18 protein-coding genes are annotated in these 13,095 nt (G+C 65.0%); 8 read left to right on the top strand and 10 right to left on the bottom strand.

Translation table 11 applies throughout. From position 1 onward, the window contains the following. The first annotated feature begins 47 nt into the window (after positions 1 to 47). Both GRI47_RS12330 and thiS read left to right on the top strand, forming a co-directional pair. Positions 48 to 443 (top strand): MerC domain-containing protein, encoded by a 396-nt coding sequence (locus tag GRI47_RS12330; RefSeq protein WP_419956999.1) that lies wholly within the window; start codon positions 48 to 50, stop codon positions 441 to 443. Between the two features lie 19 nt (positions 444 to 462). Beyond that, positions 463 to 1,455: a sulfur carrier protein ThiS gene (gene thiS, locus GRI47_RS12325; protein ID WP_160661674.1), complete on the top strand. Its 993-nt coding sequence runs from the start codon at positions 463 to 465 to the stop codon at positions 1,453 to 1,455. Between the two features lie 6 nt (positions 1,456 to 1,461). Here thiS and GRI47_RS12320 read toward each other — a convergent pair whose 3' ends face one another. Further along, the gene (locus tag GRI47_RS12320; RefSeq protein WP_160661673.1) at positions 1,462 to 1,731 is read right to left on the bottom strand and encodes a hypothetical protein; all 270 of its coding nucleotides are present in this window, start codon (positions 1,729 to 1,731) and stop codon (positions 1,462 to 1,464) included. A gap of 127 nt (positions 1,732 to 1,858) precedes the next feature. On the opposite strand from GRI47_RS12320, the gene GRI47_RS12315 reads away from it, so the two are divergent. The 3 genes from GRI47_RS12315 to xth are packed head-to-tail and all read left to right on the top strand — an operon-like array spanning position 1,859 to position 3,501. Next, a complete protein-coding gene (locus GRI47_RS12315) occupies positions 1,859 to 2,290 on the top strand; it encodes a CBS domain-containing protein (protein ID WP_160661672.1) in 432 nt (143 codons plus the stop codon). A 42-nt stretch (positions 2,291 to 2,332) separates the two neighbouring features. Beyond that, positions 2,333 to 2,677: a HesB/IscA family protein gene (locus GRI47_RS12310; RefSeq protein ID WP_160661671.1), complete on the top strand. Its 345-nt coding sequence runs from the start codon at positions 2,333 to 2,335 to the stop codon at positions 2,675 to 2,677. A gap of 38 nt (positions 2,678 to 2,715) precedes the next feature. Next, positions 2,716 to 3,501 (top strand): exodeoxyribonuclease III, encoded by a 786-nt coding sequence (xth, locus tag GRI47_RS12305; protein WP_160661670.1) that lies wholly within the window; start codon positions 2,716 to 2,718, stop codon positions 3,499 to 3,501. A gap of 104 nt (positions 3,502 to 3,605) precedes the next feature. Here the strand turns inward: xth and GRI47_RS12300 are convergent, their stop codons facing one another. The 9 genes from GRI47_RS12300 to GRI47_RS12260 form a co-directional block, all read right to left on the bottom strand. Next, positions 3,606 to 4,199 carry a cell wall hydrolase gene (locus tag GRI47_RS12300; protein ID WP_337190694.1) on the bottom strand — a complete coding sequence of 198 codons (594 nt, stop codon included), beginning with the start codon at positions 4,197 to 4,199 and terminating at the stop codon, positions 3,606 to 3,608. A gap of 295 nt (positions 4,200 to 4,494) precedes the next feature. After that, entirely contained in the window at positions 4,495 to 4,827 is a 333-nt protein-coding gene (locus GRI47_RS12295; RefSeq protein ID WP_160661668.1) for a DUF1491 family protein, read from the bottom strand. A gap of 4 nt (positions 4,828 to 4,831) precedes the next feature. Next, positions 4,832 to 5,320, bottom strand: coding sequence for a PaaI family thioesterase (locus GRI47_RS12290; protein WP_160661667.1), 489 nt, complete (start codon positions 5,318 to 5,320; stop codon positions 4,832 to 4,834). A gap of 62 nt (positions 5,321 to 5,382) precedes the next feature. Then, positions 5,383 to 5,964 carry a ribosome hibernation-promoting factor, HPF/YfiA family gene (hpf, locus tag GRI47_RS12285; protein ID WP_160661666.1) on the bottom strand — a complete coding sequence of 194 codons (582 nt, stop codon included), beginning with the start codon at positions 5,962 to 5,964 and terminating at the stop codon, positions 5,383 to 5,385. 82 nt (positions 5,965 to 6,046) lie between these two features. Then, positions 6,047 to 6,751: a DNA polymerase III subunit epsilon gene (gene dnaQ, locus GRI47_RS12280; RefSeq protein WP_160661665.1), complete on the bottom strand. Its 705-nt coding sequence runs from the start codon at positions 6,749 to 6,751 to the stop codon at positions 6,047 to 6,049. A gap of 45 nt (positions 6,752 to 6,796) precedes the next feature. Further along, positions 6,797 to 7,402, bottom strand: a complete 606-nt coding sequence (coaE, locus tag GRI47_RS12275) for a dephospho-CoA kinase (protein WP_160661664.1) — start codon at positions 7,400 to 7,402, stop codon at positions 6,797 to 6,799. After that, positions 7,399 to 8,268, bottom strand: a complete 870-nt coding sequence (locus tag GRI47_RS12270; protein WP_160661663.1) for a shikimate dehydrogenase family protein — start codon at positions 8,266 to 8,268, stop codon at positions 7,399 to 7,401. The genes coaE and GRI47_RS12270 overlap by 4 nt, the downstream gene beginning before the upstream one ends. After that, a complete protein-coding gene (locus GRI47_RS12265) occupies positions 8,265 to 8,885 on the bottom strand; it encodes a Maf family protein (protein WP_237452787.1) in 621 nt (206 codons plus the stop codon). Before GRI47_RS12265 ends, GRI47_RS12270 begins: the two co-directional genes overlap by 4 nt. After that, positions 8,882 to 9,733 (bottom strand): pyruvate, phosphate dikinase/phosphoenolpyruvate synthase regulator, encoded by an 852-nt coding sequence (locus GRI47_RS12260; RefSeq protein ID WP_160661662.1) that lies wholly within the window; start codon positions 9,731 to 9,733, stop codon positions 8,882 to 8,884. The genes GRI47_RS12265 and GRI47_RS12260 overlap by 4 nt, the downstream gene beginning before the upstream one ends. Positions 9,734 to 10,058: 325 nt before the next feature. Between GRI47_RS12260 and hemE the strand changes: the two genes are divergently transcribed. From hemE to rho, 3 genes are all read left to right on the top strand, one after another. Then, positions 10,059 to 11,075 carry a uroporphyrinogen decarboxylase gene (hemE, locus tag GRI47_RS12255; protein ID WP_160661661.1) on the top strand — a complete coding sequence of 339 codons (1,017 nt, stop codon included), beginning with the start codon at positions 10,059 to 10,061 and terminating at the stop codon, positions 11,073 to 11,075. Between the two features lie 63 nt (positions 11,076 to 11,138). Further along, positions 11,139 to 11,582 (top strand): CopD family protein, encoded by a 444-nt coding sequence (locus GRI47_RS12250; protein ID WP_160661868.1) that lies wholly within the window; start codon positions 11,139 to 11,141, stop codon positions 11,580 to 11,582. 223 nt (positions 11,583 to 11,805) lie between these two features. Then, on the top strand, positions 11,806 to 13,071 hold the full coding sequence (rho, locus tag GRI47_RS12245; protein WP_160661660.1) for a transcription termination factor Rho: 1,266 nt from the start codon (positions 11,806 to 11,808) through the stop codon (positions 13,069 to 13,071). Positions 13,072 to 13,095 lie beyond the last annotated feature (24 nt).

Here is a 13,095-nt window from a genome sequence, read left to right as displayed (position 1 = left end):
CCCGAATATCGGGGCGACCCCTTGCATAATGTTACACCGTCACATACATGACCGCCATGGTGGAACGCCCCGTCTCTCCGATTCGGCGCCGGCTCGATCGCGCCGGTATCGTCCTGTCGGGGCTGTGCGCCGTGCATTGCGTGGTCAGCATCGTCATCGTCGCGGGGCTTGGCGCCGGACTCGGTATCGGCGGCGAACTGTTCCTCAATCCCGACATCCACCGGATCGGCCTCGTCCTCGCGGTCCTGATCGCTGCCGTGGCGATCGGTTGGGGCGCGCTGCGCCATCGCAAGGCGGCTCCCTTCGTGATCGCGATGACGGGCCTGACCTTCATGGGCGGGGCGCTGGCCGTGCCGCACGGGCAGAAGGAGGCGATCCTGACCATTATCGGCGTCGCGCTGGTCTCGCTTGGCCACATCCTCAACTTGCGCCAGTCGCATTGAGGCTTATGTCGCGCGGATCATGACCGCGCCTCTTTCCCTGACCGTCAACGGCGAGACTCGCCGCACCTCCGCCACCACCGTCGCCGATCTCGTCCGCGAGCTCGAGCTCGATCCCGCCAAGGTGGCGGTCGAGCGCAACGGCACGATCGCGCCGCGCAGCGAACTCGAACAGCATACTCTCGCAGACGGCGACACGCTGGAGATCGTCCACTTTGTCGGGGGAGGCGGCGATCATGACGCGCAGGACGACAGCTGGACCGTCGCGGGCCGCACCTTCCGGTCGCGCCTGATCGTCGGCACGGGCAAGTACAAGGATTTCGCCCAGAACGCCGCCGCTCTCGAAGCCTCGGGCGCGGAGATTGTCACCGTGGCGGTGCGGCGCGTCAATGTCAGCGATCCCAAGGCGCCGATGCTGACCGATTTCATCGATCCGAAGAAAGTCACCTACCTCCCCAACACGGCCGGATGCTTCACCGCCGACGATGCGATCCGCACGCTGCGCCTGGCGCGCGAGGCGGGAGGCTGGGACCTCGTGAAGCTGGAAGTGCTCGGCGAGGCGCGCACGCTCTATCCCGACATGCGCGAGACGCTGAAGGCGACCGAGGTGCTGGCGAAGGAAGGCTTCCTTCCGATGGTCTATTGCGTCGACGATCCCATCGCGGCGAAACAGCTGGAAGAGGCGGGCGCGGTGGCGGTGATGCCATTGGGCGCGCCGATCGGATCGGGCCTCGGCATCCAGAATCGCGTGACCATCCGCCTGATCAAGGAAGGGGCCAGCGTCCCCGTCCTGGTCGATGCGGGCGTCGGCACGGCGAGCGATGCGGCGGTCGCCATGGAGCTGGGCTGCGACGGGGTGCTGATGAACACCGCCATCGCCGAAGCGAAGGACCCGATCCGCATGGCCCGCGCGATGAAGCTGGCGGTCGAGGCGGGGCGCGACGCCTATCTGTCCGGCCGGATGGCGACGCGCAAATATGCCGATCCCTCCAGCCCGCTGGCGGGCCTGATCTAGAAACCGTCAGTCCTCTATCGAATCGTCGTGCCCGGTCCCGGCGGAGAGGAAAACCAGCCCCATCAGCGCGCTCGCCAGCAGCATGGTGAAGCCGATCCCCAGCGCGATCGCGATGTAATAATGGACCGACGCCTCGCTGTCCCCGTCATAGAGGACGGCCAGCGCCAGCGCGACCACGCCTACCGTCACCAGCAGCATGAAGCGCATGATCCGCCGGTATCGCGCCCACGCGAAGGCAGCGGTTTCGGGATCTTCGAGCGGGGACTTGCGAGCCATGCGCCCTGCAATGGGCAATCCCGGCCCCCGGTGCAAGCGTCGGGCGCGCCCGTCGCTTAGCCGCGATTCGCCTTTTTCCCGCGATGATGGCATTCTCCCGGTTCATTGGGGTTGAGGGAGAACGCGGATGAATATCGGAAATCTGATCGAGGGCCGGGCCAGCTCGGCCATCGTGACCTGCACTGTCGACCAGACGATGCGCGATGTCGTCGCCTTGCTGGCGGAACGGCGGATCGGGGCCCTCCCGGTGATGGAGGAAGGCCGGGTCGCGGGGATCTTTTCGGAACGCGATGTCCTCTATTGCCTCGCCAAGGACGGAGCCGCCGCGCTCGATCGTCCGGTCCGCGAAGCGATGACCGCGCCCGCCATCACGGTCGACCGCATGACCGAAATCGACGGCGCGCTGGCGCTGATGACGCGGCGGCGCATCCGCCATCTTCCCGTGCTCGACGGCGAGACATTGTGCGGCTTCATTTCGATCGGCGATCTGGTCAAATCCAAGATCGATCAGGTCGAACACGAGGCGGCGCAGATGCGGCAATATATCCAGACCGCCTGAGACGCGCTTGAGGGCGGGGCTCCGGCTCCCTACATCGGCAGCATGGCCGAACCCCTCTCCCTCACCCGCCTGACCCTGACCCAGGCCGCCGCCGACCGTGTCGCGGCGATCGCCGCCAAGCAGGGCGCGCCCGCGATCCTGCGCCTCTCCGTCGAGGGCGGGGGCTGTTCGGGCTTCCAGTACAAATTCGGCCTCGCCCCCGAAGCCGAGAGCGACGACATGGTGAGCGAGACCGGCGACGTCCGCCTGGTCGTCGATCCGGTCAGCCTCGATCTCGTCGCGGGCAGCACGGTCGATTTCGTCGAATCGCTGGGCGGCGCGGCCTTCCGCGTCGAAAACCCGCAGGCGGCGGCGGGCTGCGGATGCGGTACCAGCTTCGGGATTTGAATTAGACGCGAAGGCCGGTTTCGGGCAGACGAACGCCCATGCGTATCGCCAGTTTCAACATCAACGGGATCAAGGCGCGCCTGCCGCGCCTGAAGGAATGGCTTGCGGAGACGCGGCCTACCGTCGCCTGCCTGCAGGAGATCAAGACCCAGGACGAGGGCTTCCCGGCTTCCGAGTTCGAGGAGATCGGCTATCACGCGATCTGGCACGGGCAGAAGAGCTTCAACGGCGTCGCAATCCTCGCCGACGGAGTGAAGCCGGTCGAAACGCGGCGCGGCCTTCCAGACCTGTTTCCCGAAGACGGGGAGGACGATCACGCCCGCTATCTCGAAGCCGATATGAACGGCGTCCGGGTGGGGTGCATCTATCTGCCCAACGGCAATCCGCTTCCAGGCCCCAAATTCGAATACAAGCTGCGCTGGATGGAACGGTTGCGCGCGCACGCCGCCGATCTCTGGGCGCAGGAGATCCCCACCGCCCTGGTCGGCGATTACAACGTGATCCCCGAGGACAAGGATGTCTGGTCACCCAAGGCAATGGCGAGCGATGCGCTGATGCAGCCCGAATCGCGCGACGCCTATGCGCGGATGCTGGCGGATGGCTGGACCGATGCCATCGACACGCTCAATCCGCGCGGCGGGGTGTGGACGTTCTGGGACTATCAGGCGGGCGCGTGGCAGCGCGATCACGGGTTTCGGATCGACCATCTGCTGCTCAGCCCCGAACTCGCCGACCGGATGACGGCGGCCGGCGTCGACAAGGAGTATCGCGGGCGCGAGAAGTCCAGCGACCACACGCCCGTATGGGTCGAACTCCAAGACTGACCTCGATCGCGATCGGTCGCGTCAGCGACCGCAAGCGCAACCGCGCGCCGGCCGTCAGGCCGAAGCCAAGCGAGCCGGACGGCTCGCGCCCGGCGCCTGAAATCTCACCGATAGAAAATATGCGAATCGATCGTCGCGCGGGCCACTTTCTTGCGGCTCCAGCTCGGGCGGACATATTTGGCGTGGAAATAGAGCGAATCGTCTGCCGCGCTATCCCATAACCCGCGATGGGCGATGCGCGCGATGGCCTTGGCCCGCGTCCAGGCAGCGCTGGATGTCCGCGGCTGCGGCATCCGGCCATTCTTCACGAAGCTGAATTGCGAGCGCTGGTGCACGACCGAGCAGTAACTTTCGGGAAACTGGCCCGATTCCGCGCGGTTGATGATGACCTGCGCGACGGCGAGCTGGCCGTCGAGCGGTTCGCCGCGCGATTCGAAATAGACCGCGCCTGCGAGGCACTGCAGCTCTTCGGAGAGCGCGCCGTCGGTGGGCGTCATGGCGACGAGTTCGCGCAAGGAGGAAGCGCGCGGGGTCTCGTCACTGGAGGGGAGGGCGGGCTCGGTCTCCGCCGTCTCGGCGGGAATTTCCTGAGCCACTTCCTTTTCCACGAAGACCGGAGCGGTTGCGGGGACGATTTCGTCCGTCACTTCGGTCTGGGGAAGGATGATCGCCGGGGCGGAATCCGATTCCTGTGCCACGGCGCCGGAACCTTGGGCCCCGGCAAACGTAAGAATTGCAGCAGCGGCGATACCCGCGCCTGCGGTAAGCGATCGTTTGAACATGAAACCGATACATTCGGCGGTGAATACCTGTCGCAGGCTGGGATCAGTCGCGCGTTCTCTGCGTCGTTGAGCGATCCGTTACGGGCCTGCCGGCCATTCCCCGACTGCGTGCTAGCCATCGGACCCCATGCCCAACGACCGCCTACGCAAGCGAAGTCGGCGGCCAACTAGTCACATCCGAAACCGAGTCAACCTCTAGCAGGCCGATCGGTCAGCAGGACGCGATGAAGCGTTCGGGATTTTCGATATCCAGTTCGATCTGCCAGGTATCCGGGTCCTGACGCACGCGGCGGGCGAGGTATTCGTCAAAATATCCCTTATTTTCAGTATCTTGATGCTTGGTCGCGACGAATTTCCGCGACCCGTCAAGCTGGGGCATCCGCTCCCACAGTGTTGAATTGTGGCCTTTATGTGTCGCAATCAGGCAAATCGCGCCCGCGTCGCGCTCCCCCTTGTGCAGCACCGTCGCGAACCCGCCCGCCGCCTGGACCGCGCGGATCAGCCCGGCGACTTCGACATGGGCGGGCAGGCGCGCATCGTCCATCGGGCTATTGTGCGTAACCGGGCAGGCCGGAAAGCGCGATGCGCGAGCGCATGAAGGTGCCCGTTCCGCGTCCGATCTCGTCCCCTTCCGCATCGACCAGCCGCGATTCGGCGACGAAGACGCGGCGACGCCCGCTGATCCAGCGCCCTTCCGCGATCACGCGCCCGGTCCGCACCGGTTTCGTGAAATGGAGGTTGAACGATGTCGTGAGCAGGAAGCGGTCCGTCACCAGCGTGTTGGCCGCATAGAAGGCCGCATCGTCGAGCATCTTGAAATAGACCGTCCCGTGGGCGGCACCCGCCGCGTGGAAGACGTCCTCGGTGATATCGAAACTGATCCGCGCGCGCCCCTCGCCCTCGATCGCCAGTTCGGAGGCGAACAGGGTGTTCACCGGCGCCGAGCGATACAGCCGCTCGAGCGCGCGGTGATGCGATGCGGCGCCTTCGCTGGGCTTGGGCGTGAAAGCGGGGGAGGGTGGTGTGTCGTCGGCCATGACCCTTCCCCCGTGCCCCGGAACGCCTCTCGGACGCAAGGTTTCGCGTCAGATCAGGTGGATCAGTCGGCCCGCTTCGGCTCGACCCATCCGATCGTCCCGTCGCGGCGGCGATAGACCATGTTGTGTCGGCCCGTGCCCGCATTCTTGAAGAACAGCGCGCCGGTATCCCGCAGGTCGAGCATCATCACCGCATCGGCGACGGTGGCTTCGGGAATGTCCGCCGTGGTCTCGGCGACGATGGGCGGTGCGTTCTCTTCCTCGCGCTCGTCCGCCTGATCGGGTTCGGGCGCGGCGAAGATCGTGTAGGCGGCCTCTTCCTCCGCCATGGCGTGGGCGGCCTGGCTATGGCGGTCCTGCACCCGGCGCTTGTAGCGGCGCAGCTGCTTCTCGACCTTGGTGAGCGCCTGGTCGAAGCTCTGATGGACGTCATGCGCCTCGCCATGGCTCTTGAGGATCAGGCCCTTGTTGACGTGGGTGACGATGTCGCAGGAAAACGCGCCGGACCCAGCCTTGCCGAAGGTGACGTGCGAGCTGAGCGCGCGGCTGAAATATTTCTCGACCATGGCCTGCAGCCGGTCGGACACATGGTCCTGCAAGGCGGCGCCGGTTTCGATCTGGTGGCCCGAGACGCGGATATCCATATTATCGTTCTCCTTGCTAAACGTCGCCGATCCCATTGGCCGGGGCATCCCGCCGTCCCGGGATACGCCGGATATTCCTAACTCACTTCAGCCAAAGCGGTGCCTTCATCTTGCCGACGAATTCGGCGTGGCGCGCCAGTTCGGCGGCGGACGCCGCGTGCGGACGCGGTTCGCGGCGCGCGCCGGTCGGTGCCTGGCGCAGCTGGAGGGTCGCGGGCTGGTGCGTATCGCCCGACTGACTTGATGCGGCATCGGCCGCCAGCTCCAGCCCGATCTGCCGCCCGCCGCGCAATTCGACATAGACCTGCGCCAGCAATTCCGCGTCGAGCAGCGCGCCGTGCTTGACCCGGTGGCTGCGATCGATCCCGTAACGCGTGCACAGCGCGTCGAGCGAGAGCTTGGCCCCCGGATGCCGCTTGCGCGCCAGAGCCACGGTGTCGACCATCCGCCCGGTATCGACCGGGGTCAGCCCGCACAGTTCCAGCTCGTTGTTGAGGAAGCCGAAATCGAAGCCCGCATTGTGCGCGACCAGGGGATCGTCCCCTATGAAAGCGAGCAGATCCGCCGCCCCATCCCGGAACAGCGGCTTGTCGGACAGGAAAGCGGCGGAGAGGCCATGCACCGCTTCGGCGCCTGCGGGCATATCCCGTTCGGGATTGTAATAGGCGTGGAAACTGCGCCCCGTGGGCATCAGATTGACGATCTCGATACAGCCGATTTCCACCATGCGATCCCCGGTCCTTGGATCGAGGCCGGTGGTTTCGGTGTCGAAGACGATCTCGCGCATTGCGATATCTATCGGACGGGGCGGGCCTGATTACAAGGGGCCGGATTACAAGGGGCCGGTTGAGCCGCGTAGGCGTTCGATCAGCGCCAGCACCTCGGCCTCGGTCTCTTCGAGCGATACGCCCGTATCGACGACATGATCGGCGCGGGCGCGCTTCTCCGCATCGGGAGTCTGGCGCGCGAGGATGTCGGCGAATTTCGCTTCGGTCATGCCGGGCCGCGCGAGCACGCGCCTGCGCTGCGCTTCTGCCGGAGCGGACACGACCACCACGCGATCGACCGCGTCAACGCCGCCTTTCTCGAACAGGAGCGGAATATCGAAGATCACCAGCGGCGCATCCGCGTGATCGCGCAGGAAGGCCGCGCGCCGCTCGGCCACGGCGGGATGGACGATTTTCTCCAACCGGGCGAGCGCAGCATCGTCGCCGAAGACCCTGGCGCCCAATGCGTCGCGAAGGACGCCGTGGGGCCCGGTGCTGCCGGGAAAGGCGGCCTCGATCGCAGGGACCAGCGCGCCGCCCGGCCCCTGCATCGCGCGAACCTCGCGGTCGGCGTCGAAGACGGGGATACCGGCGGCGGCGAACATGGCCGCGACTGTGGACTTGCCCATCCCGATCGACCCGGTGAGCCCGATGACGAGCGGCCGGGTCATCGCGTCAGCAGCGCGCGCAGGTCCGCGTCGTGCTCGCGCGGGGCGGGCTGGCCGAAGAAGAGTTCGAACGCCTCCGCCGCCTGCCCGATCAGCATGGCGCGCCCGTCGATCGTGGCGAAACCGGCGGCGCGAGCATTCTTGAGAAATTCGGTCTCCACCGGATCCGTGACGATGTCGTAGGCGATCGAGCGGGGCGGGGCATGGCTCCAGTCGAAGGCGAGGGGCGGCTGCCCGCGCATTCCCAGCGGGCTGGCATTCACGATCAAGTCGCAGCACCCCTCGCGGTCGTCGAAGGCGAAGTCGGTGGGGGACGCGAAATGGGCGAGATCGGCGGCGTGGTGTTCGCCATCCGGCGCCAGTTCGTCGAGCAAGGCGCGGGCTTTCTTCGGATCGCGGCCTGCCAGGACTAGAGTGAAGCCTTCGCCCGCCAGCGCCGTCACGATCGCCCGCGCCGCGCCGCCGGTGCCGAGAATGCGCGCCATGCGGAAATAATGCTGGCGGGCGAGCAGGGGGCGGAGCGGTTCGAGAAAGCCTGCCGCATCGGTGTTATGGCCGGTCAGCACTCCATCACCATCGCGACGGATCGTGTTCACCGCTCCGATCGCGGCGGCGGGTTCTTCAATCGCGTCGAGCGAAGGTTGGACCAGCTGCTTGTGCGGCATGGTGACGTTGCATCCGCGCCAGGCCGGATCTGTCCGCCGCGATGCGAGGTAATCCCCGATGCCATCGGGTTTGACCAAGGTGGCGTGATAATCCGCCGCGATCCCGAGTTTTTCGAGCCAGAAGCCGTGGATCGCGGGCGATTTCGACTGGGCGATCGGATCGCCGATCACTTCCGCATAGGGCCCGGAAAAAGGAACGGTCATGAAACCAGCGCGCCTTCCTCGCGCAAAGCGGCCAGCACCCGCAGAAGCGGCATTCCGAGCACGGTGAACTGATCGCCCATGATCCGTTCGAACAGGTGGACGCCCGGTCCTTCGATGCGAAACACGCCGACGCAATAGGACACGGCGGGCCATTCCGCGTCGAGATAGGCGGCGATGAATTCCTCTGACAGGTCGCGCACCATCAGCCGCGCGAAATCGCCGCCGATCCAGACAATACGTCCATCGCGGGCGAGGGCCGCCGCGCTGTGCAGCGTCATCACCTTGCCGGAGAAGAACCGCAAATGCTCCGCCGCCTCTTCGCGGCTCGCGGGCTTGTCGAAGCGCTGTCCCTCGACCTCGACCAGCGAATCGCTGCCCAGCACCAGACGCTCAGGGTTTTCGGCCGAAACCGCCGCCGCCTTCGCCGCCGCCAGCGCCTGGGCGATCTCGGCAGGCTCGCCATCCGCCATCTCGGCCTCGAGCGCCCGCTCGTCCACATCCGCCGGAATCGCTTCGAACGCGATCTGCGCCGCGCTCAGCATCGCCTTGCGCGAGGCGCTGTTCGACGCGAGCAGGATTGTTTCACGTGAAACCATGCCGCTGACACTATCGCTCATATCGGTTTCAACCCTTCGAACTGCCCGTCACTCGCCCTGCGGCTGCGTTCGCCCAGCAGCTTGATGATCGCCGCCGCGGTCTCCTCGATCGAGCGGCGGGTGACATCGATCACCGGCCAGCCCTTGTCAGCGAACAGGCGCCGCGCGAAGGCGATCTCCTCGCGCACCCGCTCGTGATCGACGTAATCGGTGGTGGTCCCTTCGTTGAGGCTCAGCAGGCGATTGCGCCGGATCTGGACCAGACGTTCGGGCGCGCTGGTGAGGCCGACCACCAGCGGCATTTTCAGCTCGAACAGGGATTTCGGCGGCGGGCTTTCGACCACCAGCGGGATATTCGCGACCTTGTACCCGCGATTGGCGAGATAGATGCTGGTCGGCGTCTTTGAGCTGCGCGACACGCCCGCCAGCACGATGTCGGCCTCTTCCCAATCCTCCCACCCTACCCCGTCATCATGCGCGATCGTGAACTGGATCGCCTCGACCCGCTCGAAATAGGCCTTGTCCATCAGATGCTGGCGACCGGGCTTGCCATGGGCTTCCTGGCCAAGCGCGGTTTCCAGCGCCGACGTCACGCCGTCAAGCACCGGCACGGCCGACAGACCGAGCGCGCGGCAGCGCTCTTCCAGCCTCTCCCTGGTCTCGGGATTGACGAGCGTATAGAGGACGAGGCCCGCATCCGCGGCGAGATCAGGCATGATCCGGTCGAGATGCTGGCGCGAGCGGACCATGGGCCAGAAATGGCGCACCACATCGGCATTCTCGAACTGGGCGAGCGCGGCCTTGGCGATCATCTCCAGCGTTTCCCCGGTGGAATCGGAGACGAGATGGAGGTGAATGCGCGTCGTCACGTGTGGTCCGGCCTTCCGCTCAGCCTGTGGAGAAGACCGGCATAAACCACGGGACGAACCTGCCGACAAGTTCGGGAGAGGATTCGATCCCCGCTACCGGCCGATCCGCCCCGCCACTTGCCGACAGGATGGGAGGGATGTCGACAGGCTGGGGATAGCGGGGAGAGTTTGGATTTGACTCAATGGGGCCCGCGAGTCGCATTCGGCCCAAGTCTGGTCAGGTCGGGAGAAATCGGGCAGGGGCGGGATATGCCCGCTTTCCACAGGGCCAACAGACTCCATCAAACCTTATAATAATATTGTATTATTGGATTGGACCTACCCGATGCCCGGTCTCCTGCTCGATACGCTGAACGGAAAACGTGGGCCCCGCGCGCCGGTCTGGCTCATGCGCCAGGCGGGGCGATATCTGCCCGAATATCGCGAATTGCGCAGCCAGAAGGGCGGTTTCCTCGAACTCGCCTATGACAGCGAGGCGGCGTGCGAAGTGACCTTGCAGCCGATCGAGCGGTTCGGCTTCGACGGGGCGATCCTGTTTTCCGATATCCTGATCGTTCCGCACGCTCTGGGGCAGCATCTCGAGTTTCTGGCAGGCGAGGGACCCAAACTCTCGCCGACGCTGCTGGAGACCGCTCTCGACGCTCTGGAGCCGCATCCCGAGCATTACGAGCCGATCTACGAGACGGTGCGCCGTTGCCGGGCGAGGCTGGGCGCGGAGACCACCATGCTGGGCTTCGCCGGTTCGCCCTGGACGGTCGCGACCTACATGATCGCGGGTGAGGGCAGCCGCGACCAGCACGAGGCGCGCGCTCTCGCCTATCGCGATCCCGAACGGCTGCGCGCGATTCTCGACCGCATCGTCGAGCAGACGGTGACCTATCTGCGCGGCCAGATCGATGCCGGTGCCGAAGCGGTGCAATTGTTCGACAGCTGGGCGGGCAGCCTCGCGCCCGACCAGTTCGAGAAGCAGGTTATCGCGCCCAATGCCGCGATCGTCGCGGCTTTGAAGCAATCGCATCCCGATACGCCCGTGATCGGATTTCCCAAGGGCGCAGGCGAAAAACTGCCGTCCTATGCGCGCGAGACGGGGGTCGATGCGGTCGGCCTCGATGAAACGCTCGATCCGGTGTGGGCGGCGCGCGAACTGCCCGCGGGGATGCCGGTGCAGGGCAATCTCGATCCGCTGCTCCTGCTTGCGGGGAACGGAGATCTCGAAACGCGGGTGCGCTTCATTCTCGATGCGCTTCAGGATCGGCCGCATGTCTTCAATCTCGGTCATGGGATCGACCGGCGCACGCCGATCGAGCATGTCGAGCGCCTGCTGGCGGCGGTGCGCGGCTAGGCGCGATCTCTCGCTGAATCTCCCCCTTGGCGCATGGCGCCAGCGGTCCTAGATGGGCTGGCGATGCAGGAATTTTTCTCCATGACCTATCTCTGGCTGAAGGCCGGGCATATCATCTTCATGGTGTTCTGGATGGCCGGCCTGTTCATCCTGCCGCGCCAGATGCTGTATCTCCATCCCTACGATGCGGACTCGCCCGAAAGCGCGGTGTGGCAGGACCGGATCGGCAAATTGCGCCGCATCATCCTGACCCCCAGCCTTATCGTCGTCTGGCTGCTCGGCTTCGCGCTGGCGGGCACGATCGGCGCGTTCTCGCAAGGCTGGTTCCATGCCAAGCTGCTGCTGGTGCTGCTGCTGACGGGATACCACATGTACATGGTCGTCCAGGCGAAGAAGATGCTGAAGGGCGAACGCCCTTTGAGCGAGAAGCAATTGAAGCTGTTCGGCGAGGTGCCTGCGATCCTGCTGGCGCTGATCGTGGTGCTGGTGATCGTCAAACCGTTCTGATTCGTCACTCTGATCAATCGCCCTGATTCCTCGCCCCACCGCTTTCGCGATTGACGGGTGCGGGCGGCGGACGTAATTCGCTTATCTCCTATTCGGCTGAGGCCTTCGCGGGACAATCGCGCTGGCCGGGTCTGCTTTCCCCAAGCCCGTCCGCCCTTCACCGGCTGCGGACACACGACCTTCAGGGCCATTTCCAAGCTACCCTTATAATTCGAGAAAACTGATGCATCTCAAGGATTTGAAAGAAAAGACCCCGGCCGACCTCGTCTCGATGGCGGAGGAACTCGGCGTCGAGGGCGCGAGCACGATGCGGCGGCAGGATTTGATGTTCTGCATCCTGCGCGAACTGGCCGAGGATGAGGAATACGAAGAAAAGATCATGGGCATCGGCACCATCGAGGTGCTTCAGGACGGCTTCGGCTTCCTGCGCTCGCCCGAAGCCAATTACCTCGCCGGGCCGGACGATATCTACGTCTCGCCCAACCAGGTGCGCAAATGGGGCCTGAGGACCGGCGACACCGTCGAAGGCGAAATTCGCGCACCCAAGGAAGGCGAGCGCTATTTCGCCCTGACCAAGCTCTACAAGGTCAATTTCGACGATCCCGAAGCGGTGCGGATGCGCACCAATTTCGACAATCTCACCCCGCTCTATCCCGAACAGAAGCTGTCCTTGGACACGCTTGATCCGACGGTAAAGGACAAGAGCGCGCGGGTGATCGACATCGTTTCGCCGCAGGGCAAGGGCCAGCGCGCGCTGATCGTGGCGCCACCGCGCACGGGTAAGACCGTGCTGTTGCAGAACATCGCCAAGGCGATCACCGACAATCACCCCGAGGTCTTCCTCCTCGTCCTGCTCGTCGATGAACGACCTGAGGAAGTCACCGACATGCAGCGTTCGGTGAAGGGCGAGGTCATTTCCTCCACCTTCGACGAGCCTGCCAATCGCCACGTCCAGGTCGCCGAAATGGTGATCGAGAAGGCGAAGCGCCTGGTCGAACACAAGCACGATGTCGTCATCCTCCTGGATTCGATCACGCGCCTCGGCCGCGCTTACAACACTGTGGTGCCCAGCTCGGGCAAGGTGCTGACCGGCGGTGTCGACGCCAATGCGCTCCAGCGGCCCAAGCGCTTCTTCGGCGCGGCGCGCAATATCGAGGAGGGCGGCTCGCTCTCCATCATCGCCACCGCGCTGATCGATACCGGCAGCCGGATGGACGAGGTGATCTTCGAAGAGTTCAAGGGCACCGGCAACTCGGAAATCGTCCTCGACCGCAAGGTCGCCGACAAGCGCATCTTCCCCGCGCTCGATGTGGGCAAGTCCGGCACCCGCAAGGAAGAGCTGCTGGTGGAGAAGGACAAGCTGTCGAAGATGTGGGTCCTGCGCCGCATCCTCATGCAGATGGGCACGATCGATGCGATGGAATTCCTCCTCGACAAGATGAAGGATTCCAAGACCAACGAAGACTTCTTCGCGACGATGAACCAGTAAGCGAAAGGGCCGCCCCGTGAAACA

Origin of the sequence: Qipengyuania pelagi, from assembly GCF_009827295.1 — a bacterium.
GTDB classification, from domain to species: Bacteria; Pseudomonadota; Alphaproteobacteria; order Sphingomonadales; family Sphingomonadaceae; genus Qipengyuania; species Qipengyuania pelagi.
The sequence above is the reverse complement of the archived record's forward strand: the minus strand, read 5'-3'. Positions and strand labels throughout refer to the sequence as shown.